Consider the following 22,129-nt stretch of genomic DNA (forward strand, 5'->3'; position numbering starts at 1 on the left):
GTGATCCAGTGAGGGGGCAGGCGCGGTCTGCCCCCTCAACACCTTTCTGCAATCATTCAGTAAAGCTCATTCCTTCCCTTCGAGCTAACTTTCCTTTCCCAGCTTCAACGCATACCCCGGCCAGACACTTACAGAAGCCCAGTCCATAAGTACTGGAGCCCAGACATGTCCCGTGTAGACTTCGCTGCTCTGGATGTTTCCAAAGTGCGCTCCACATTTCAGGCTGAGAGCCACCTGCTTCATCAATTTATAGGCAATAGGTTTCCCGTTTCCGAGTGATCTCTCGCTTTCTCTGTACGTTATTGGTCTACAAAGAAAGATTTGGAGCAGACATGAGACGCAAGGTTGAATTAGCGCAGCACTTCACGCCTTCATGGATAATTGAAGCTATTCTGGCCAACTTCTATCCTCGGTTAGCCGAGGGTATGAAGGTGCTTGAACCGACTGCAGGTGACGGTCGCTGGCTTATGGCGCTCCCTGACGGTATTGAAGCTGCCGGCATTGAACTGGATGAGGCCTGGGCAGCGGTAGCACGCCGCAACACGCACCACGAGATCATCACTGGCGATGCCCTTACTGTAGAGTGGCCATTCCGACCTGACCTGATCTGTGGTAACCCGCCATTTTCATCTGAATTCGTCCGCTCTCTGCTGGACCGGGCCTACGAGATTCAAGAGTATGGTGGCCAAGTCGGACTGCTACTTCCGGCCTACTTTCTCCAAACCGCAGCGACCGTTGTTGAGATCAACAGGAAATGGTCAGTGAGCCAGACGATGATTCCACGCAACATCTTTCAGAACATGAAGCAGCCCTTGATATGGGCTCGATTTGAGAAAGAGAAGCAAACTGTGCTTTCAGGGCTATTCCTGTACCACGAGGCTGATGCTGTGCTCCGCTTCGCTAAACGTTTCCGGTGCCTGTTTGTCGGCAATGAGAGCAGTGCCAGTGCCTGGGGGGAAGCCGTAGAGATGGCCCTAATTTCACTCGGCGGGGAGGGGTCGCTTAGTGATATCTACCGTGTCATAGAGGGCAAGACACCCACCCCCAACCCATGGTGGAAGGAGCAAGTTCGGAAAATCTGTGCAAAGCACTTCCGGCGAGTTGAGCCTGGGCGTTATGCACTTGAACGGTCGGCGGCATTGCCTGGTGATGATTCCCAGCTAGGCTTATTTGCCGCATGATAAAGGCCTGCGATCGGAGCCAGCTGTTTCCCGATTCTCGCGACGTTGCGCCTGCTAATTGCGGGCGTACACCGCTACTGTGTTCACCAGGGCGCTCGTTGCTAGTGTAAAACCATAGTTTCCAGCCACACAGCCTATATTTCTACTGCCGTTATTCTGGTTTTTTAGCAACGAACGCCGGAACGCTCTGATGCCAACTAACTCAGATTCGCCAAATGCTCAAGCATTAGACTCTCTAGTGTTCTGTTCTCACCTCCTTCCGGTTGTTGAGGCAAGGATGCTGGCTATAGCCCTGGCAGGCTACCCTGATGTTGACGTAGGCCATGCTTCTAAGACCATACTTGGTTATTCAACGCCGCAATCGAGAAAGCTCATAGCGGGATGGCTGTCTTGTACAGAGCCCCATGGTGGTTTTGATCCCAATTTCGTGATTCTGGCGTTCAGGCTTAGCCATGCCGGCTTCAATCGAGACATCTTGCTGGAATACCTGTCTGCCTATCAGCGCGCTCCTTTAGGCGATGAGCTGTCAATGTATGAGACCAATGCCGCTGCTCGGTTTTCAGCTACGACTGCGGAGAGTCTTAGGCAGCACTACACAGATCGGCGTTTGCTGCGTATGTTTTTCGCTCTGGACTTTCGCTACTGGGAAGACCTTAGCTACCAGCTCAGGCAGATTGAGGAATTGGTGGCGGAGGTGAAATCGGCGCTCCCGAAAAAGCCCAAGTCATTCAACCAGCTCCACGAATCCCTTTCGGTCTGTCTAGCACATATTGAACGAGATGACTTTGATCTCAACCAGAGAGAGGACGTAGTGGGCCTGGACGGGTTGCGTCTGACCGAAGAACTAACGGTTCGCGTACCCAAGTCACACTACGACATGGTGGCCATTGGGGCGCATGCACGCTTTTGCCTCGGCGACGGCGAGTATTCAGAGGGAGTCGCGAAGGGCCTCTACTCGGTTGTGTCGATCTGTCGGGCCCAGCGCGCAGTTTACGGCGTCCAGTTTCACCGCCATGCCATTATTGAGGCCAGGGGTGTGGGTAACAGCGTCGTACCTGATGAGGTGATTTGCCTCTTGCGTGAGCACATCCTGCGACCGCCTGAAGCCACAGAAGATTTTATTGTTGTCGACAACAGCTTTATTCGGGGCTACCGCTGGTTTGATGACTCATTGTATGTGCTATTCGGGAACGGTAACTGTTACGCATACGCCGGTGTATCTATGGATGTGTACGAGGAATTTGTGACTGCGGCCTCCAGAGGTAGCTTCTTTTCTACGCAAATCAAACCTGACTATGACGCTCACTTAGTTTCGAGCGGTTTTGAGGACGCCCCGCACCTTGCGTCGGCTGATAGAGACTGTGCCTGACGCGATTGTAGGGAATACAACACGATGGCGGGTGTCTAATTGAGCTTGGCGCATCGAGTCAGGGGCGCGCGGCACCGCGTGGCGAGTCGCGTTTCCTAAATGGCGGCACGTTGTGGGCAGTACGCTATCGTGGGCGCTGTACACGCACAACTCGAGGAGGAATTATGGCAATGTCAAAAGACGACTACTACTACATCAGCGAAGCCTCGGATTATCCGGATTGGTCCATCAGGCGTCTCGGGCAGTTCCCGAGCTTCGATGCCGCGCAAGCACACGCGGATGGTGACGATGGCGGGGAGGGCGTTGCGTACGCATTTTTGGTCAGTGGCGCCACCCTGGATCGCTGGGAGGCGAACATCGCTGTACTGCAGGGGCAAGCCCGCGATACAAACCTATGGGACGACAATCGAATCCAGTTCCCGCGCCTACTCGCGGAAATTCGTGCCACCGCCTATCCGGAGGACGAGGCGCTTCATGCGCTCATGGAGTCAACCAATCTAACTCCCGTAGAGATCGATGAGCTGTTCGAGCGGGCCGATGTCATTTGGTCAACCGCTAAGGGCGCTACAGAGCCGCCTGCGGCTGGTGATGTGGCGCTGGGCGACGCTACCCGCTTCAAGCTTCAGGCCGAGGGCCTGGTGGAGCAACTGCGAGCTCTGATCCAGACAATGCCGAGAAAGGGGCTCAAGTCAGAGGACTGTCAGCGCGTCTGCCTTGAGCTAGCGCTGTTCGAACTCGTGAAAAACGTTAACGGTGTCGAAGCAAGCGACTTTGTTGAAGACGGTCAGTGATAGCCGTAATGAGCGACCTCAAAAATATACAAAAAACCTGATTATCACTTTAAATACAATTGCTATTGGCCTTATTGCATCGTCCAATCCATGTTGTAGATTTGGAGGCAATGATGATGAGGCAGATTTTCGAGTTGATTGAGGCTGAGCTGGCGAATATTCCAGAAGCTGGTTTAGCGGAAGACGATTCACTCCTTTTCGGCGACCTGGCTAAAAGCGCTGCAGCTTTCGCGCTGCAGGCGGGCCTCGACGCAGAAGGTCTCGGGCGTCACGGGTTTTTCTCGCGACATCCCAACGATGACCTGCCAGAGTACGATGGTGTATGGGCCCCTCAGCGGGCAGCTCTGAACCATGCGATGCAAGACGAAACACCTCCCTCGCCCCCAGCTTTTTGGCCAAATCTTGACTCCGAGTGGTGCCCGGGAGGTAGCGCGGAAAACCTGATCTCCGCCATGGTATTGCTCGTACGCGAGTGGCAAAGAATGGAGAGATCTGGCGATAAGCCGGAAGCGGCGGTGGCGAGGCAAAGTCGAGTTTAGTGCCGGTATCTTTTACGTTTTCCGGAAGGCCCACCAAAAAACAACACAAAACCCAAAAACAAAAAGAAAAAGAACTCTTTATTGTTGAAGGGGTTATGGCGCTCATGTAGTGTAATTACGATACTTTTTCGGGACTAAAAACCATGCTCGTGGCGAATACTGCTAACGCCTTAGATGTTTGTCTGAAAGCGCGAAGCATCCAGACAACGTGGGCGCTCATTTGTTCTAAAGCAGGGATCACAGTCAATCCCGGGTTTATGCCGGCCATCCTTATGTTGGACCGCTGCAAGGGATTGCGAGTCGGAACGCTGGCTGAACGCCTCGCCGTTACTCAGCAGGCCGCTGGGAAGCTACTTAAGAACATGGAAATCGCTGAGCTGGTGGTTATCACGAAGGACGCAGTCGACGGAAGAGCTCGCCAGGCCAGGCTAACCGAACTGGGAGCGGAGGCCGTGGCCTTGGTGTCTGATGCAATGAGCGCCACGGAGGACGACAACGATAGCCCCGAAGAGGAGGGCGTCAGCGATAGCTCCGAAGAAGACGAGGGCGAACCTTTGGAGGCGTGACAGGCGCTTAAGTATCTGTGGGAGTGATCCGCTTCCGCTTACATTGAGAACGACTTGAGGTCGGGTTTGCTGATATTCGTGGCGACCAAAATCTCTATCTTTGCGTTCAACATGGCGTCATCGGGCTCGTCCGAGAATTGGACTCCTATGCCTGGCGTCCGATTGTTTTGCGCGCCCTTGGGTGTGATCCAAACAATTGTCCCGGCCACCGCATAGTCTTCAGTGTCATCCGGCAGGTTAACCATCAAAAATACTGCATCGCCGAGCTTGTACTCGCCTGGGTTTTGGAGGGGAAGAAAAAGCCCGCCTCGGTCCATGAACGGCATGTACGACATAGCAAGCTGGTCAGCGTTTTCGAATTTTACAGATTTTTGGGCATTCTTCGCCATGGCGGGCTCGGTTCTGTTTTAACAATTATATTTTCGCGAGCAATGAATCAGAAAGATACAAAAAAAATGTAGATAAAATGAAAAACGCTAGAGTCATCAGGGCAATTTGGGTAATTTTAATCGTCCCTATTCATTCTTGTTGCTGCTTGGATTGTGACTTTTGTAAGCAAGGTACGTGAATCGGACGCTGGTAATGACGAAGCAGCAGTCTCGCCTGTTGTTGCCAGGCTCGTGCGCGATTCATTCAAGAAAAGTATCGCGAACGCGGAATACTCGTGGGCCGTTGGCATATCTGGTGTCTCAGAAAGTATGCAGGCCCGCTTCAGGACGCCGGCATCCAGGAAAAAGGTTGACAGGGTGACTCGCGCGTTGATGTCCGAAATGGATCGGCACGGCGTCCTTGTCGGCGGCGTGTTTCTTTATCACCAAAAATACAGGAAGCGCCGGTTCGGCGTGTTGGTGAAATGGACTTGCTCGAAAAACCGGTGTCGTGGCGATGTCCTTGTTTGTGATACCAGGGGCCGTATCTCGCCGAAGCACTCCATTTTCGTGACAAACAAAGCGCTGGAAAGAGTTTCTGAACGGCTAAAGACAATCGATATCGAAGCGATTAAATGTGAATTGGCGCCAGCGTTGCTGTCACTTTCAGTGGTGGAATCAAGGTCAAGCCGACTCTTTGTCAAGACGCGTCAAGGCTGTGCATCCATTCTCGTAGAAGGTGGCGACTTCATAATGACTACATGGCTCAACGAAGACAGCGTACCGGTGGCTCCGAGGTGGAAAACGCTAGGTCAGGGCTATCCCCTGGATGGTGGATATCGAGCAACGAATCTATCGCGGTTAACGTTCCATCTCGCTGTTTCCCAAGAAGAAGCATACGGCCGCTGTTTGTGACATGTTGGATTTTAACTAGAGGACTGATCAATGACAAAAATCCGTACGCTGGACGCAAATCGGATTATATCCTACGTGGAGCGCAACAGCATCACGACGCATCAACAGATGCTGCGTGGGCATCGCCATATTATCGCGGCAATAGATAAGCTTGACGACGCCGGGAAGGCGCTGATCCGAGCGAAGCTTCCAATGTTGACGCGATCGAGTCCACCGGCCAACAGTTCTTTGGCAGCGAATCAGGGAACATCCCGGAGGCGCAGGAAATACACGGTCGAATTCGTTCAGCGTCAGATACGTGAGCTGGGCGTTCGGACAATGGCGGAACTGAAAGCTGCATCTCCGTCAGCATATTCGGCGATCTACAGGATGGAGGAGGGGGAGCGTGATGCGTGCAAGTCTATGCTGTCCCCTACTCGCACTCGCCGAAGGAAATGGCCTGCCGAGCGAATTAGAGAGTACATTCGTCAGAATAACATATCGAGTGTACGGGAGCTTAGCCAGCAACATAGGGCGGTCTATGACGCCAGCCGTACGCTAAGCGCCGAAGAAAGGAACTACGCTCTGCACGGACTGGCAAAGATGATGCGGTGGACCCCCGCTCTCATTTTGGACTATGTCCGTGCGAACGGGATTACTTCTTACGCAGACTTTATACAAAACCACAGTGGGCCCTACCAGGCTTCGTTACGAATGTCGGAGGGGGATCGGGCAATGTGCACCGGACACTTACTGCGAAAGAAGAGGGCATAGCGATGCTGGCCGAAGCTGCTTCTAGCCACCACGCCTTGGCGCTTGAGTTCGTCAGAGCCGTCAAGGCGTTGCTGGACTCGAAAGATCAGGTAGTGGCGATATTATTACCTGAAGGTGGCCCCTTTGAGGTGGTTGGCGTTGATCACGACAACACTAACTGGGTGGTCATGAACTACCTGCATAACTCCGCTCCAGGGCGGAGGCTGGATGTTACGCTGGACTTTCGCGATGAGAATCCTGCTGAGATTACGCCGGGCGGCGGATTCAAGGGCCAAGATATCGACGGTGAGTCATATGAAATCGTTATGGCGAGTCACACCGAAATCCACAGGTTCCGCCCCAAAAAACCTCGAAATAAAAGGCGGCGCCGGAGCTCAAGGTGAACTGAAAATGTCGAGGTTTCCGAGAATACCTTCTGATTTACCTTGAAATACACCTTAAAGATGGAAAAATGAACATCCAGACACCAAAACCTGCAGCGAATGTGGGAAGAAGAATATTATGAAGAAGCTTTTTGTTGTTGCGTCACTCGTCAGCCTCTTGGCTGCCCCTTCAGCGTTTGCGCGTCCTGCGTGTAAAAGCAGAATGCCGGTTGTTCCGCAAGAAGTAGTTGGCGCTACAGCGAGCTACGAAGAGATGCGTGACGCCAGGATGGCTGTTGTCCAATACCACGATGACATGTGGGTTTACATGGAGCCTAGCTGCCATGTAAATCGAAATATCGTGTATTGGAATCGTGCAGAGCACCTGCTCCATGAGACCGTAGACAACTACAATGCTCAGCTCAGGGATTGGTTGGCGATCCCGGCTAATTTTGAGCTTAACGAATCATACCGACACGTTTCGATGGCTTTGGTGGCTGTTACCCGTTGAGGTTTCTACCGGTTATTCTGATGGCTGGGATGTCCTTTGGCGCCCAGTCTAGCGGCACGTGTAGTCCGCCGACGCTATCGTTGCCTCACACCTCTTCACGCTTCCTAAAAACACCCGAGAGTGGGGTTCGTCCCGAAAGAATGTATTGTTCATTGGACTGAGCTCCAGGATTGGAATGGAAGGCCGGTTACGTCAAATGAAGGGAAGATTCTTTCACGGGCTAGATGCAGTATGTATATTGTATGTACTAATGAATCAACGTGATGGCGCTGTGCATCGATGACAAAGCATCTTAAAGTCCTGGCGGTGATGTGGGCTCTTTACCTCATGGCTATTCAGATCACTGCTTACTATCAGCTTATGAATGGCGGGGAAATCATTGGCCCGCGGTTTGAATTCTGGCTGCGAATGCTGGCTATTAACCTTGCCTGCCTGCTCGTGGCGCTCTTCGTATTTAAAGAGAAGATACCATGGCCTGACAGACTCGTTGCGTTCCCAGATAGCAGCCCGCCTGACAATAGCTGGGTGGAGCTGCCCGCCTACAGCAAGGGAGTGTTGATTTCCTTACAGGGGGGATCATCCCTGTTTATTTTCTGGCTGCTTTACGGCTTTTCTTACTCTATGGGCTTTGCACCAAGTGTTACGCACTGCATATGGATTGGTTTCGCATGGGCCACAGTATTCTCAATGGTTCATGAGTACGCTCATAAGGCCGCACTGCCAGGCTCAATTCGTCGAACCGCTGAAATTGGTCTGAATCTGACGTATTTTGGCTGGTACTTAATGTTCGACGGCCCAATCAGCCGGGCACGTTACGTATGGTTGCTGTTGCTTCCATTTATCACACTTTCGATTATACCGATGGTTATGGCCATATTGCTGCCTGACATTGCGAGCCCTCTTGCGGCTATTTCAATCGGCCACGGTTTACTATGCGGTGGTGATTTATTAGGCCTTATAAGGCTGCTTTCAAGGTCATCTTCCGAGCACCTGCTGTATCAGTCTGGAGCCAAAACCTTTATCAAGGAAGGCAGTCTATAAGCATCTTAGAAAACAACGTTTAACATGTTTAATAAAATAAAAGTTGCATTGAGTCGTGATAAATGAGTTTAATTGAGATGCCTCGGCGGTTGACCGAGTTTTCTATCTTAAAGGAGTATGCATATGCGTAAAGGCATTCAGAAAGTCACGCAGGAACAGGCTCAACAAGTTACTGGTGGTCACCCACTGGCTTATGCCGCCTATGTTTTGATTTCTGCAGCAGCAGCAGCAAGTCTGTCAACATTTGCCACTGGCGTGGCGACAGGCGCTTCCGGTGGCGGCGGTCTCAACAGCAAGCGTAAGCCCAGTACTAAACAAGAGTAACGGGGCGGACAAAAAAAGAGAGCTGCCGCATGGCAGCTTTTTTTTTGGTACAATCCAGGGCCTATGATTAGAAATTTCTTCATCGAGTCTGCAAAGATATTCCTCTATACGGGGTGGTTCGTTGGTTTCTATATTTCGATAAGTGATGAATTTGGCTTTTTGATGATGGGGCTGACAGCCACGGTTTTTTTTGGGTGGTTGATTTGGCGTTTGTTCCGGCCCGTCTCTGAGGAGCAGGTAATAAAAGAGCGCATTGATCGCATTAATTCAGAGAGTGCCATCGATATCCTGTCTGCTGAAAGACGTCGCGCTGCACGTGACTCTGTCTATTTTCGCGAGAAGATGTATTACGACGCCAGGGAGTCCACGAAAGCCTGCAGAGATTTGCAGTCGGAAAGGAAGGGCGTGACCGTTGAATGGGGACAATCTGAGAGCTCCCTCCCTCGTTAGTCTCGCTGGTTGTGATCCTGGCTTGGCTGGCGAACTGATACCAGAGCCGTCTGTAAGGTATCAAAAGCAGCGCCGCGCTGACATGCACCTGCGCCACCGCGATGAATATAATTTTTAACTTCCTATTGAGATGCCATAATGGCCGCGGAGCCTATTCCTTCCTGATCTGTCTCCGAAGCTTTCCTGCGCCCCTGGCATTTCGCTCAGATCCCGTAACCTGGTATCACGTTACGGGAGAGAGTCTATGATGCAAACGATTTCACTGTTCGAGGGTAGATCAACCCATATTCCCACCAACACCGTGGGAGCCGGGCTGGATTCGGTCGATCTTTTTGCGGGGTTCGGTGGCAACGCAGAAGGGGCCAAAAACTGCGGGTTGAATGTTGTATTTGCGGCCAACCATGATCCTATGGTCGTTGACGTCCACACCGCGAACCATCCGGAAACCATTCATGCCTGCCAGGATCTGCAGCAAATGGACTGGGCGTTGGTGCCAGACCATCACGTCCTCTTAGCCTCACCTTGTTGCCAGGGTTTCACTAATGCGAGAGGCCGCGAAGGTGACCGCAAGGCGCACTATCACCGGTCTCGGAGCACTGCCTTCGCGCCATTGAGCTGTGCGGAGTACCATTCGAGTGAAATAGTATATTTGGAATGCGTGCCTGAGCTCCTCGACTGGACGCTCTTCCCGCAGTGGGTCGACATGTGGGAGGCTCTGGGCTATTCAGTGGCTACCTTTCTGCTGGATGCCGCAGACTTTGGTGTCCCCCAGCACCGTGAGCGTGTCTACATTATCTGCACCCGCTCTAAAAATCCTATCGAATTAACTTTTGCAAAGCAGGATCATGTTGGCTTTATAGATATCTATGAGGAAGATTCCGCGGCCTGGAGCCCGATCAACAAGCCCGGTCGCTCCAAGAAGACACTGAGGCGCATCGAGAACGGTCGCGCCAGGTTTGGCGATTTCTTTTTAGCGCCGTACTACAGCTCAGGCTCAGGTCTGACTGGCCGCGACATCAATCGGCCGCTCGGCACGGTGACGTGCAAAGATCGTTGGTCCATCATCAATGGCGACCAGATGCGCATGGTGTCAGTCCCAGAGTATCGCCGCGCCATGGGCTTCCCTGCAGATATGATTTTGCCCTCCAAGAAGGCCGATGCAGTTCACGGCCTCGGTAACGCGACCTGTCCGAAGGTTGTTACTGAAGTGCTGACTGCCGTACTCAAGGCCGCATAAGGAGACAGATATGAGCCAAATATTGCCCGGCGGGCGGGCTGTTAAGTACATTCACGCCGAGGTCTTGACCTGCCGGATGCCATGGACTGGGTAGAAGCGGCGCGCGGCATGGGTTTGGCACTTAAAGTCGAGGATTCCCCGTTACAACCGGCTCCTGAATTCGGTGTATCGTTATTAAACAGCAATTAATTGGTAAGGATTTGTCGATGGGCAAGCAAGTCGAAGAGAAGGATGAACTGGACGGGGAGCTCTACGCGAACGAGTTGTGCGATTCGCACCCCCAGCTCGAATTTGTTGGTACTGGTGGTGGCTGCTCAGCACTGGTTGCGCGCCTCGCAAACGGAGGATGGGTTGTCCTGACTTCGGACTGCGTGGCGCCCGAACACCCCAATCAGGACGACTGCACGGCTCTGGTGGCCTATCCCTACGACAGTGAGGGCTGGGGCGCAGACGGTGAGTGTGGCGAGGAGGTCATGATCAACAAGCCAGCCAAGGACATGGTCGCCCGCATGCTGGAGATGGACCTTTGCGCCAACTACGACAGGGTCTACCACTGTTTCTGGGGTGATGCTTATTCTGAGCTCTCGATCCATGATAGTGGCAAGCGCGACTACCACTTTTTCAACGACGGCAATGGTTTCAGTGTAGCTGATATCGCCGCGATTAGATCGCTCGAACCGCTTGGCACCCACCTTGCAGGCATGGATGGCATGCCCGGTGAGCAAGTTCGTGTTGTGAGGGCGAAGTGAAATCCCCAACTCAGGTATCAGCCATTGTTCGTGCGCTAGCGAAAGAGTATGGCGACGGGTATGAGGGAGACACGATGATCCTCGCCGCCGACACGATTGACCGTCTGGCGCAGGATGGCGCTGAAACACCCCCCGGCCGAGATGACAGCGTAATTGACATGGTGGTAAAGATCGCTCGGAAAGCCCCCAGCGCGGCGGCCCTTTCGCGCGCGATCGAGTTACTGGAATTCTATGAACAGGAGGGGGCTACTGTGTCCCCCGCGGACTGGCCGCTGGCTGTGAATGCAGTTGCAGACTGGAAAGCAGCGAATCCGGAAAAAATGAATGGCTAAGCTCACAGTTGCCGTGTGCAAGGACTTCATCTCAGCGAAGGGCCACTTTGGAGCGGGCGCCATCCTGTTTGGTGGCCGATTGCTGGGTAAGTTCGTGACCCATGGCTACCGTAGCGGTAATGGTAAGTTGGCTCGGACAGCTACTCTCGTTGTCTGAGCTACCTTCAGGCGAAGCAGCGTATGCCTGAGTTTCGTCGCGGTAGCGATCAGCAGGTTATCGATCAGGTCAGGGACGCTGTCAGGTCTGGGGTGGAGACCATTGAAGCTGAAGACATCTCTCCGTGCTTGATCGAGGAGGATGCGGAGTAATGAGCTTCACGAAAGAAAAGAGCCCGCATTGCGGCGGGCCTAGTAAGCAGGTTCTTGCTAGAAGTTGTAGTTCACCTCGATGCCATAGGTACGCTGCCGGCCTGGAATAATCGCCACTGAACCGATCCCATCGACAGAAGCGGTGCCAGACCCAAAATATTCTTCGTCGGCGAGATTGTTAACGAACGCTGCAACCTCAAGACCATCCGATGCGGGATTGAACCAGGCCACACGCAGGTTCATCAGCACGTAATCGTCAACATAAGCTTGCGGTGCCTGTGACGAAAGCGGATCGAGGCCGATAAAGATACTGTCCATATAAAGCGCACTCAGTCGAGGTACAAATACGCCGAGGTCGGTGATCAGGTTATAGCTGGCTACGGCAGACAGTGTGGTTTCGGGGATGAATGCGAAATCCTCGGCGCTGCGGTCGACGGGATTTCCCGCGCCATCTTCATCGATAAATTCATCATATTCTGCTTTCGTGTAGCTCGCGTTTAAGCCGAGGAATAGGTTTTCGGTCGGCGCCACTGACAGCTCTAGCTCACCGCCGTATATCGTGGCCTTACCGGCGTTGGTAATGAGGTTGATCGGAATGCTCGGCTCGTCGGGATTGTCCGTTGGCGGTGTACGCGTCACGTCGATCTGTATGTCATCGTAGGATGAGTGATAGAGCGCGCCGTTTACTCGTACCGAGCCGTCAAGGAAATCTAGCTTGTAGCCTATCTCGGTAGTGAGCACGATCTCCGGCTCGAATGCTTCGAAAACCTCACCGTAGGGGCTAAAGCCGCCTGCCTTAAAGCCCTCTGATAGCGAGAGGTACAGCAGGCCGCTATCGAGCTTGTCCGTCAGCGTGCCGGGAGCCAAGTTCGCGCTGATTGTTGCTGCCGGAGAGAACACGGTCCAGTCTTGTTGCGCGTCTTGGAACGGATTCTCAGGGTTTGGCGCCAATGGCTGGATAAACGAGTCCAGTTCGTTAAACGCGTCCAGAGTGATCAACCCAAGGTTGTCAGCCGTTGAGACATAGTTGCTCTGCGATATCTCCTTTTCTTCCCAGGTGTAACGGGCGCCGAGCGTCGCCTGCCAGGTATCGTTGATGTCATAGATGACCTGCCCAAATATGGCGGCGGACTCGTTGGACAGAGAGCGGTTGTACGCTTCTCTTAGCCCAATGGTTGGCGTCAGTGTGAAAATGGACCCATCTGGTAGAGGTTGACCGACCCAGCCACCTTCGCCGAGCGCGATGCCACCTGCCTCACCATCGATGTCTTCCTTGCTCGCGAACACGCCAACGGTATACGCAAGGTTGTCATCAAACAAATCACCCGTAATCTGGAATTCTTGAGAAACGAATGTTCGCGTCTGATCGAAAGCATCGATACCGTTTGCGTCTAGCTGGTTTTTGGGGATCGACTCGTTTCGCACCGTATACACGGATGCTCCATCGACGTCTGCTGACGTCTCGATGTTATCTTGTAGCAAATAACCGGTGATGGATTTGATGGTCAGGTTTTCAGTATCCCAGGCCAGTGTCAGGCCACCCATCGCGGTATCGACGGTGTAGCGCAACGGCTTTCGGTCCATGATGACTTTTTCGTCATCAATGAGAGCCTGGCTTCGGTCACAGTTTGCGGCGAAAGTGTCGGGGGCGTTGGGCGCCGTGAGACCTTGCGCTACTGACTCAGGGTTCGCCTGCAGACAGTTAACCGGGGCCGCGTTTTCGTCCACTTCACCGTAAAACCCCATGATATCTGCTGTAAAGAACTCGCCGGTTTGTGCTCGCAGCTGCCCAAGGACACCCTGTCGGTCGATGTTGCCGTAATCCCGGCCGGTGTCAGCGTCCTCGCGGTAACCGTCTTGTGATTCGGTGGACACGAATATCGAACCGGCGAGTACATCGTTAACCAGCGGCCCGCTAATGCCTGCCTCGTACTTCTGCCTGCCCTGTGATCCAATTTCCGCAGAGACCGAGCCAGCCACCGTCTCTAGATCAGGTTTTCTAGTAGTGATCAACAGCGCGCCGCCGACGGTGTTTTTACCAAAGAGCGTGCCCTGAGGCCCCCGAAGTACCTGTACAGTCTCAGGATCAATAATGTCTACGAGTTGAACGTCATTCCTTGGGATGAAGATGTCATCCACGTACACGCCAACACCAGGTTCGGTGGTCACGATAGACGTTCGAGAGCCTACACCGCGAATTGCAAATCCAGCGAACTTCTGACCTTCCTGCCGAGTCAGCCCGGGCACTTGTTGAGTAAGATCGCCGATGTTCTGGATACGAGCTTCTTTGAGTCCGTCCGCGGTGAGCGCCGTGACCGCAACCGGGGTTTCCTGCAAGCTTTCCTCGCGCTTCCGCGCCACAACGATTACTTCCTCAATGGCGCCAGCAGCAAACGTGGTTGGCGTTTGCAGTGCCGTGAGCGGCGTGGTCGCAAGGACGGACAGCATCAATATTTTCTTCTTGAACGGTATCGGCATCTTGAAACTTCCCCTGGTAGATTTCATATCTTTTGTAACGTACCCATGCTTTGATTGCTATGAAAAAACCACATATATGCAACTTAAGTGTATTTTATTGAAACGCTACACCGCACATCAACTTATAGGCAAAGAGATCGAGCAAATATTGTAGGACTTAGCCTTTCAGAAGCGAGTTAGGCGGCAGAATATCGTCCAGCAGGCGGTTTCTCACTTATTCGCCAGACTTCGACCAGATTGCTATATTGATCAGGTCGAGAGGGGCATCCCCTCATAAAAAGCAACGGAGCGTAAGATAATGAGTGACGTAATCAAAACAGATGCGCTGGTACAGTTCGCGCGAGTCCTTGGCGAACTGCGAGCACACGGCGTGTCTGAGGAACTGTATGCGTTTCTGGGAGAGTCTGCCGGTATGTCTATGGGTGCGGTCGATGCGGTCCTAGAGCGCGCTGACAGGCTCTATGGGCGCATGAAGGGCGGTACCGTTGAGCTGCTCGGCTCCACCGCAGTTGACTCAGGACAGCTCATGATCTGCGATCCATGCTATGTGGACACAGAATGGAGTAATGTGGAATTCGAAGATGTGCGGCTTTATGACGTAGCGACCGACGAAGGCGTGAAGCGAATCCAGTATCGCGTCGATTTCGATCACTATGAGCAACCGTTGTCCGACTTTGGGGGACGCACTGTGAACCAGTTGGTAGACGAAAAGAAGGCCACCAAAGTGCCTGTTAAGTCCGGCCAGGGATTTAACTACAACGACATCGCCCGGTTGACGAGTGACAAGGACGGTGGGCAGTTGATGGGGCGCAACGGCTTTCCTGTGGCCGTGGCCTCGACAACGCGCGGTGATGGCCTGTATCCCGTGACGGTCACTATGGACAGCGATGGCTACCCACTGCAGCTCACAGTCGATCTGGACGAAGTTTGAGCCCAGGTTAACCTTTTCATTGTTGATCAGTTTTGAGCGTGAGAGGTTAAAGCGATGCGAGGCGAACTCAGAATCTTCACAAAATCCATGAATCCGGTACTCCTTGGTGACCAGATCACTGAGACCGATTGGGAAGTTCAGCGGCACAGCGGGCCAAGTAAAGGCAAGCAAATGATCTGCCGTGCCTCTGCATTGCAGCCACTTGACACTTTCCTCGAGGAGCATTTCGGGGGAGAGTCGGCTGACGATTTCATAGAGAGTGCCGTCGATTCTCTCGCTCGTTTTGAATGGCCAGTGATACTGGTCTTGCGGACGAAGGGGAGGCCGTACTCACTGAATGCCGCTTATTCGGGACTTGAGCTAGGCCGTTTTTCATCGGTATCAGATGCTGAGTCTTTTTGCGCAGAACGACGCCTCCGTTTACGTTAACCACCACCCCCAGAATAACCATTGAAGCGGCTGCGGGTTGCTTTTCCCCTGGCTGAATTGCCCTGTGTACAGAAAATTACGCGAATACTTAAATTCATAGTTACAACCGACCGGCATCCAGCCGATCAACAAGGACCGCGCTAAAAACGTCACTGGGGGTCACGGTGGCCACGGCAACTGCATCCTCGATCCTAATTTTAAGTGGAAGTGCCACTGATCTTACGACGATTGGCTAACGACACCTTTTACACGCTCCAAGGCCAGTGAGGCGCCCTCTAACCAGAGGGCGCTACCATAGGGCTTCTGCACCCCTGTGGTGATGCCAATAACACCAGCCCCTGCCATTCTCACTACGTCATCGGCCGCACGGCAGCACTTGCGGGTGGTGTAAGTGAATTCTTGAATTCCGTTTTTCTTGATGCTGCCTTAACTCAGCACTGGGCAGGCCGCGCCTGCTTGAAAAGTCGACGAGCCGCCTTCGGGCGGCTTTGTTGTTTTTCTCAGTTTCCCTGAATGATCACTACCTGTTTGCCCGGTGGTACGTTAGAACCATAGAACGAGGTGATGGATATGAAGCGTAATGACTTTGAAGGCATCTGATAACGAACGCATAGAGCGTATAGAGCGGTTTCACTCGATTGGCGCTGGTGAATACTGGCGCTCTACGACGTCGCTGGATCAGTTTGGCGTCCCTGAGGGCCAGGTTCTGCTTATCACCAGTGTCCGTCACGTTGATAATGCGCCCCACACGGTCGTCTTACGCCCTCATCCGTCGCAGTACGACACTTACGTGAAAGTCACGACGGGTGGTGGCGATCAGCGATCACGGAGCTTCAAGGAATACCGGTTGCTTGTTGATGAGTTTGTGGCGCAGTTTGAGTACCTGTCCCGTGAAGAAGCTGATCAGGTTCGCCATGGCGAGCTTGACGCTGCGCAAGGACGTGTTACGCAGGCCCAGCAAGATCTCAATTCGGTCCTGGCTGATCCTGCGGCGCTGGAGGAAAAGGCGAGAGAGGCCCTGCAGGATAACTCGGAGCCTAAGGCGCAGCTGCCCATGACTCGCGAGGCTCTGCCAGAGACCGTCGTGAATGCTGTTCAAAGCCAGCAAGTGACCGCCCTGATGTCCCCCGGGTTGACCGAGAAAGGGGTGGATCAGATTCGCAACGCCATGGATGCTGAGCGTGATCTCGCTGTCGCTCGGGCGGACTGGATATCGTCCAAGACCACGGAAATCGCGTCACTGGTGGAGTCTATGACTCCCTATTACCAGGAGCAAGCTGCAGTTGCTCTGGCGCGAACAGAGGACATTCGTGATCACATCGACGAGCTGATGAAGGGGATTGGTTCGCTTGACCTGTACGTGGGCAAAGACGTGGAGGTGGTGCAGATCACCTCCGGCGCTGACGCTGTTGAAGATATTCCATTGACCCTGATGCAAAGCAAGCTCTACATGGATGAGGAGCTGGCTGTCTGGGAAGAGGTCGATGAGACTTTTGACTGTAATGATCGCGATCAATTCTTTGACGCACTCAATCTTCACCAGAGCCTGGTCGACCAGATATTTGCGACTGAGCGGTGCGTTGTCTGTGTGGCCACCAGTCGAAGGGTCCAGAATTACACGGAACGCGGCTATCACGCGCTGGCCGCTGCGGCGCTAGAGGAGGCCAATAAGGAGGTTTTCCTGTTGGTTCGCAATGGCGGCAACATCCATGTGGTGTCGTCGCCTGAGGTGCGCCACCGTTTCGCAAAACGCTTGTTCCCATCAACAACAGAAGGCGATGACGTGTTCCGCGGCATTGATGGCACGCGTATCACGTATTCTGACATCCGCTATACCGATGCACTCGATGAGTATGAGGCGATAGCGCTAGGCTACAAGCGTCTACTGATCCTGCTTTGCGGGCTTGACCATCGGGACCAGCTGTTTGGTCGATTCTACCCTGGAGAGCCCAGCTTGGATTTCGTCTCCATGAGATTTCAAGAGGATTACTTCAGTTTCATTCATGACGATGATGGCACTGGGCTTATTGCTGGAGATCGGCGCCAGCCGTTTAGAGAGTGGCTGGCTGGACGCAATAAACTCATGCAGTCTGGTTCGCGTGTCGTGTGTTTATGGAGCGGCCTGTTGAACCAGGATGTTGCGCCAGGTCTGTATGAGCGGGAAAGCTCTCATCGACAGGATTACCGTAGTGGCCCCATGCTGCAGTATAAGCCGGTCAACCCAAGCGAGGTCGTTGTTGCAAAACGCGAAAAGGACCGCTTGGTGACTAGCGTGCTCGTTGCTGGCACTACAGTTGGCTCCTATGAACATCGGGAATTCCAAGGGAAGGTTGATTTAGGCCTTGCTGTTCGTGAAGGTGCTTCCACGAGCGCTCTTTGCCTTGATAATGTCGACCCAGATGATCTGCGTTGGTATATCCATGACCGCCAGACGCGTGAGATGAATGTAACCCACATCCGTCTTTTCAAGCGTGCTCTGGCGATGCTTGAGGCGGACATCCAAAGTGAACAAGCTGATCGCGAAGCCCTGGCAAGCGCCTTGCTTGAAGGGGCGGTCGCAGATGAGCAGTCTATCCCGACTATTGTAGCTGAGGCTTTCGCCAATTATCGCTGCGCTAAGCGTGGCGCTCCGATTGCTGGTATCTCTAACGATGGGTCAGGATGGAAGAAGCTACTAAATCTTGCTTACCAGCTGGCAACGACAAGTGCAGATAAAGGAGATCTGGCGTGGCGAACGCTTCAAGAGGAGGGTAGAGCCCCGTTGAGGTTGGTCATTACTGCGAGTGGTACTTGGGCGGCATACTGTGTGCCACTGGATGATGAGCGCGATGACCGCCTGCACCCCCAGGGCTGGGTGTCACGCATCGAGCTCACTCAAAGTGGCAGCGGTTTCAGTTTAGGGAAGATTCGTGATGCGATATTCGGTGAGTCGACACTTGGCGAGAAGACCATCATTGAGGCGGATGATGCGGAGAGCCATTTCAGTCCTAGCGCAAACATTCTGGCGTCACGTGCACAAAAATCGAAACTGCTTGAGGCCAGCAATGGGCATGCAGGTCTGATTGCTGCTATTGCGGCTGGCTCTCTGCCGGCAGATGAATTCGTGGATATTTTGGCTGAGTGGGAGCGCGTTCGCCATGATGTGACGGACGGTAATGTAGAGAACCCTCGTATGGCTGTCCCTATAGGCGCCTTTGTAGCCAATCGCCGAGATGGGCTCGATATTGGTCATGTGGCTATCGGCGCTCACCGGGCAGAGGTCGCACTTTACCACTTGGCTCCCACTGACGAGCTGCGCAAGGCTGTGCGTGAGTCCTTCCTTGGCATCTATCGGTATCCCGAGAAGCATGAAGAAGGTTTCGATGAGGCTGTTCGTGAGCCTATGGAATGGACTCTATTCAAGCTAAAAGGGGCAACTCGTGGTCCGGCTTCGGTATTCATGACTGGTTACGAGGGCACTGCGACTGAAGCGCGGGCGCTGCCTACTGCGCCTGGTCGCCAGTATTCGCTCCAAGCCCGTATTGACGAGGTTGAGTACAGCTACATTGACCCTCTCATTGGGGGTGACGTGGATGCATATTTCGGCATAGCTGAGCCCGACAATTATGATCCTGTTGCTGTGTGTGGTTTCGGTCACCATATGGGTTTCTCTGATTACTACGAAATCATCAGTTTTGGGGATCTTGAGTCCGCATCTCAGGTTCGCAATTATGGCAACACGGTGCACTTTGACACTGAAGAAGAGGGTGTTCGATACGTTAAGAAACGTGGCTACCGCGGCAAACCCTTCCGCCAGATCGACCCTATATCGAACACTCCGGGTTTGCGCAGCACATGGAGTTCCAAAAAGCCCGATTAGCACACATTTAACACTCTTGGCTCACTTGTGCGTTTTGTGCTATAATGCCGATATAAAGGCACATATGAGGCTACGATATGTCCGCTAAAATTCTTACCGGACGTCTAGTACAGCTTATTCTCTCCGGACGTCTTGACCATAATGCCCGTGAAAGACTATTAGGTCGCATTATTGAGCGGGGCATTGAATCGATCGAGTCTGAATTCGGTTTGGCTGAGGGTGTTGATCTGGCTGTAGGTGTTGCTACCCGTGCGATAGCCTCACCCGCAAGGTCAGACTTTGCGGTCGGTTTATCTGCTCCACAGTCGGCATCAACGCGTCTCGGGCCCAGGGCCCCCTTGGCAGGAAGACCTGTTTCTTGGGAGGAACTGGCTGACGGTAGCTGGTTGCAGCCCTTTGCAGTTGGTTCAGAGCCTTCCGAGGCACCCATTGATGCGCTTGAGGTGATGTCCGGACTAGTGGGTTCGGACGATATCGGACAGATGATTGACTTCGCTTATGCGGAGCGCGACTGGGATACAGCACAGCGGCTGGCGCTGGCTAATCGTGGTCGCGCCTTGAGGGCTGCGCTTCTGCAGGAAGAGGGTGGCTGCTTCAACGTCCGCCAGCTGAGTGATCAAATTGGCGTCTCTGCTAGTGGCATTCGAGGGCAGGAGAAGGCCGGAAGGGTGTTTTCGGTCACTGACAACGGTCAGCGGCTCTATCCACGCTGGCAGTTCAGCGACGAGAATATCCCGTACCCAGTAATTGCTCAGATGCTCTCCCAGTACAAGCCTGAAAATCTCTTCAAGATGGTGTCATTCTTTTTGCGGGACCACGAGGCGCTGGCTGAGGATGTACGTCCAATCGATCTGCTTAGAGCCGGAAATGATGAGGACCTGCTGGATCTCTGGCGCTACGAAGCTGAAATGGACGGCTAGCGCTTGCGATCCCCTCCTGCCCAGACAGAATTTGACGCGATCGACTTGGTCATAACCGATGTGCCGGCGGGCACGCCCCTGTTTCGCATACACCAAACGACCCATGGCCCGCACTATTTCGGGGCCCAGGCCACCAACAGATGGGACTGCCCGAAGGAGGTAGCGGAGACTGATCGATACGGGATTATGTACCTTGGCACTGACTTCGAGGCGGCCTTCCTTGAAGTCTGCGGCCGAAACGCTCACCGGCGTCGCAAGACGATCGATATGGAGCTTGATCGAGAGCGCGCTGTAATTGAGTGGGTCAATGACACCCCGATTCGCGCCTTAGATCTGACTGAGCACGGGCTGGCCCGGGTGAACATGGATATTACCGATGCTGCGGCAACGGGTGACATACTCGGCAATCAGTACCGCAACACGCAGGCGTGGTCTCAGCGGTTCCATGATCATCCCGCCAAGGTGGACGGCATTTTCTACCGGTGCAAAGCAAATCCCAGCTGTATCAGCCTCGCGCTATTTGATCGCTGGGGTGGCGAGTTTGAGATCGTGGATCATCAGCCGCTGCGCGGTAGAGCGTATAGCCATGAATACATGGCGCTGGTCTCTCGTTATCGGCTGACGCCTGAGCCCTACTGATTTCTCTCGTAATTGCCACATGGCGAAAATTCCCTATACTGACTCTCAGAGCAGCTATAGAACGCACGGTGAACGCCCTCTGCCTTCATGCTCGCGGTGGCCCCGCACTGCCTCGGCCTGATTTCAGGTTCGGTAAATCGGCTGACCAAATACTTTTGAATCGACATTGACCTTTTACGGCGCAACGTCGGTGAAACCGAGGCCCACCAACTGACGTGATTGCCGTTTGAGGAATGACTATGTCTATTCAGTCTCACTTTGATTCTAAAGAAGCCCTTTCTGGCTTTATAACAGGCCTTGCCAAAACCTTGCGCAATGACAGTGGTGTGCGCGTCAAGCAATCCACCATGCGCGATGCTTTTGCCCGTACGCTGGGCGTACGCAACTGGCACGGCCTACCGGAGTTCGCGCAATATTTCGGGAGGTCAGATGACGTCTGGATAATCAATTATCAGCTCGGAGGCAGGAAAACAAGAGAGCGGCATTGGGAGCGGACCTCGAACACAATAAATCCGTTTGCTCAGGGTACACCTATACAGGCGTCTATAAGTCTGCTCCCGGCTGCGGGCGGTAGCCATGACGAGGTGGTTACCTATGACGACGATTTGAACGTCGTTAATGGGGATGCGATCTATGAAAATTTGTGCAGAGAGCGCGATGGCACGACTCGATAGCAAAGGATCAATCATCACCCCCAAGTTTTGAGCCTTCGTCACCGCAGTCGCTCTTTATGGCATCCGTGACTGAGTGGGGTGATTCTCCTTCAGATAGGCATGTTTCGCATCATGCATTCAGAAATTCTGACGATCTCGATGAATGGCTCCGTGGATGGTGCCGCGATATTGCCGACAACCGTGAAGACGTCGTTAACGATATTTTGCTCGATGAATTACATTTAGACGCCCTGGAAGTGGCCAGACTGCCTGACGACCAATGTGAGCGCTATGAAATTCTCAGCGAAAAGGCCGAGCCACGTGCCTTGGTCGAATATGTCTGCCGCGGGTCGATGGAAGATGCTTTCCTTCTGACTGTGACAGAGCAATACGTCTGACAAGCGATGACCTTACATTTCCGGT

Annotated in this window: 24 protein-coding genes; 22 read left to right on the forward strand and 2 right to left on the reverse strand. The window is 53.4% G+C overall.

The window, feature by feature from the left end:
• The first annotated feature begins 332 nt into the window (after positions 1-332).
• From A3709_RS10430 to A3709_RS10450, 5 genes are all read left to right on the forward strand, one after another.
• Complete coding sequence (locus tag A3709_RS10430; RefSeq protein ID WP_066054121.1) at positions 333-1,181, forward strand: SAM-dependent methyltransferase; 849 nt, start codon at positions 333-335, stop codon at positions 1,179-1,181.
• A gap of 277 nt (positions 1,182-1,458) precedes the next feature.
• The gene (locus tag A3709_RS10435) at positions 1,459-2,550 is read left to right on the forward strand and encodes a KTSC domain-containing protein (protein WP_066054124.1); all 1,092 of its coding nucleotides are present in this window, start codon (positions 1,459-1,461) and stop codon (positions 2,548-2,550) included.
• A gap of 164 nt (positions 2,551-2,714) precedes the next feature.
• On the forward strand, positions 2,715-3,341 hold the full coding sequence (locus tag A3709_RS10440) for a hypothetical protein (RefSeq protein ID WP_156507667.1): 627 nt from the start codon (positions 2,715-2,717) through the stop codon (positions 3,339-3,341).
• A gap of 113 nt (positions 3,342-3,454) precedes the next feature.
• Entirely contained in the window at positions 3,455-3,880 is a 426-nt protein-coding gene (locus A3709_RS10445; RefSeq protein WP_066054129.1) for a hypothetical protein, read from the forward strand.
• Positions 3,881-4,152: 272 nt separating this feature from the next.
• Positions 4,153-4,446: a MarR family winged helix-turn-helix transcriptional regulator gene (locus tag A3709_RS10450; RefSeq protein ID WP_197484150.1), complete on the forward strand. Its 294-nt coding sequence runs from the start codon at positions 4,153-4,155 to the stop codon at positions 4,444-4,446.
• Positions 4,447-4,484: 38 nt separating this feature from the next.
• On the opposite strand, the gene A3709_RS10455 is transcribed toward A3709_RS10450, so the two are convergent.
• A complete protein-coding gene (locus A3709_RS10455; RefSeq protein ID WP_066054133.1) occupies positions 4,485-4,835 on the reverse strand; it encodes a PilZ domain-containing protein in 351 nt (116 codons plus the stop codon).
• A gap of 153 nt (positions 4,836-4,988) precedes the next feature.
• Here A3709_RS10455 and A3709_RS10460 point away from each other — a divergent pair, with 153 nt between their 5' ends.
• The 11 genes from A3709_RS10460 (at position 4,989) to A3709_RS24830 (ending at position 11,797) form a co-directional block, all read left to right on the forward strand.
• Positions 4,989-5,729: a hypothetical protein gene (locus A3709_RS10460; RefSeq protein WP_066054135.1), complete on the forward strand. Its 741-nt coding sequence runs from the start codon at positions 4,989-4,991 to the stop codon at positions 5,727-5,729.
• Positions 5,730-6,445: 716 nt separating this feature from the next.
• Positions 6,446-6,865, forward strand: coding sequence for a hypothetical protein (locus A3709_RS10470; RefSeq protein ID WP_197484151.1), 420 nt, complete (start codon positions 6,446-6,448; stop codon positions 6,863-6,865).
• A 118-nt stretch (positions 6,866-6,983) separates the two neighbouring features.
• Positions 6,984-7,355, forward strand: coding sequence for a hypothetical protein (locus A3709_RS10475; RefSeq protein ID WP_066054141.1), 372 nt, complete (start codon positions 6,984-6,986; stop codon positions 7,353-7,355).
• Positions 7,356-7,634: 279 nt separating this feature from the next.
• Positions 7,635-8,396 carry a metalloprotease family protein gene (locus A3709_RS10480; protein WP_066054142.1) on the forward strand — a complete coding sequence of 254 codons (762 nt, stop codon included), beginning with the start codon at positions 7,635-7,637 and terminating at the stop codon, positions 8,394-8,396.
• Positions 8,397-8,519: 123 nt separating this feature from the next.
• On the forward strand, positions 8,520-8,720 hold the full coding sequence (locus tag A3709_RS10485) for a hypothetical protein (RefSeq protein WP_066054144.1): 201 nt from the start codon (positions 8,520-8,522) through the stop codon (positions 8,718-8,720).
• Between the two features lie 63 nt (positions 8,721-8,783).
• Positions 8,784-9,170, forward strand: a complete 387-nt coding sequence (locus tag A3709_RS10490) for a hypothetical protein (protein ID WP_066054145.1) — start codon at positions 8,784-8,786, stop codon at positions 9,168-9,170.
• A 244-nt stretch (positions 9,171-9,414) separates the two neighbouring features.
• Entirely contained in the window at positions 9,415-10,407 is a 993-nt protein-coding gene (locus A3709_RS10495) for a DNA cytosine methyltransferase (RefSeq protein WP_231871163.1), read from the forward strand.
• 206 nt (positions 10,408-10,613) lie between these two features.
• Positions 10,614-11,156, forward strand: a complete 543-nt coding sequence (locus A3709_RS10500) for a hypothetical protein (protein ID WP_066054147.1) — start codon at positions 10,614-10,616, stop codon at positions 11,154-11,156.
• Positions 11,153-11,488: a hypothetical protein gene (locus tag A3709_RS10505; RefSeq protein WP_156507668.1), complete on the forward strand. Its 336-nt coding sequence runs from the start codon at positions 11,153-11,155 to the stop codon at positions 11,486-11,488. Before A3709_RS10500 ends, A3709_RS10505 begins: the two co-directional genes overlap by 4 nt.
• Positions 11,481-11,645, forward strand: coding sequence for a hypothetical protein (locus A3709_RS23175; RefSeq protein WP_156507669.1), 165 nt, complete (start codon positions 11,481-11,483; stop codon positions 11,643-11,645). Before A3709_RS10505 ends, A3709_RS23175 begins: the two co-directional genes overlap by 8 nt.
• Positions 11,646-11,668: 23 nt before the next feature.
• Positions 11,669-11,797, forward strand: coding sequence for a hypothetical protein (locus tag A3709_RS24830; RefSeq protein WP_255359734.1), 129 nt, complete (start codon positions 11,669-11,671; stop codon positions 11,795-11,797).
• A 57-nt stretch (positions 11,798-11,854) separates the two neighbouring features.
• Here A3709_RS24830 and A3709_RS10510 read toward each other — a convergent pair whose 3' ends face one another.
• The gene (locus A3709_RS10510; protein WP_066054150.1) at positions 11,855-14,245 is read right to left on the reverse strand and encodes a TonB-dependent receptor; all 2,391 of its coding nucleotides are present in this window, start codon (positions 14,243-14,245) and stop codon (positions 11,855-11,857) included.
• A gap of 328 nt (positions 14,246-14,573) precedes the next feature.
• Here A3709_RS10510 and A3709_RS10515 point away from each other — a divergent pair, with 328 nt between their 5' ends.
• From A3709_RS10515 to A3709_RS10545, 6 genes are all read left to right on the forward strand, one after another.
• Positions 14,574-15,206 (forward strand): hypothetical protein, encoded by a 633-nt coding sequence (locus tag A3709_RS10515; RefSeq protein ID WP_066054152.1) that lies wholly within the window; start codon positions 14,574-14,576, stop codon positions 15,204-15,206.
• A 1,009-nt stretch (positions 15,207-16,215) separates the two neighbouring features.
• Complete coding sequence (locus A3709_RS10525; protein WP_066054156.1) at positions 16,216-19,494, forward strand: hypothetical protein; 3,279 nt, start codon at positions 16,216-16,218, stop codon at positions 19,492-19,494.
• Between the two features lie 77 nt (positions 19,495-19,571).
• Positions 19,572-20,414: a hypothetical protein gene (locus A3709_RS23180; protein WP_156507670.1), complete on the forward strand. Its 843-nt coding sequence runs from the start codon at positions 19,572-19,574 to the stop codon at positions 20,412-20,414.
• A gap of 3 nt (positions 20,415-20,417) precedes the next feature.
• Complete coding sequence (locus A3709_RS10535) at positions 20,418-21,053, forward strand: RES family NAD+ phosphorylase (protein ID WP_066054160.1); 636 nt, start codon at positions 20,418-20,420, stop codon at positions 21,051-21,053.
• Positions 21,054-21,292: 239 nt separating this feature from the next.
• A complete protein-coding gene (locus tag A3709_RS10540) occupies positions 21,293-21,727 on the forward strand; it encodes a hypothetical protein (RefSeq protein WP_066054162.1) in 435 nt (144 codons plus the stop codon).
• A 56-nt stretch (positions 21,728-21,783) separates the two neighbouring features.
• Complete coding sequence (locus tag A3709_RS10545; protein WP_066054163.1) at positions 21,784-22,104, forward strand: hypothetical protein; 321 nt, start codon at positions 21,784-21,786, stop codon at positions 22,102-22,104.
• The last annotated feature ends 25 nt before the right edge of the window (positions 22,105-22,129 follow it).

The organism is Halioglobus sp. HI00S01, from assembly GCF_001635445.1.
Lineage (GTDB): Bacteria > Pseudomonadota > Gammaproteobacteria > Pseudomonadales > Halieaceae > Halioglobus > Halioglobus japonicus.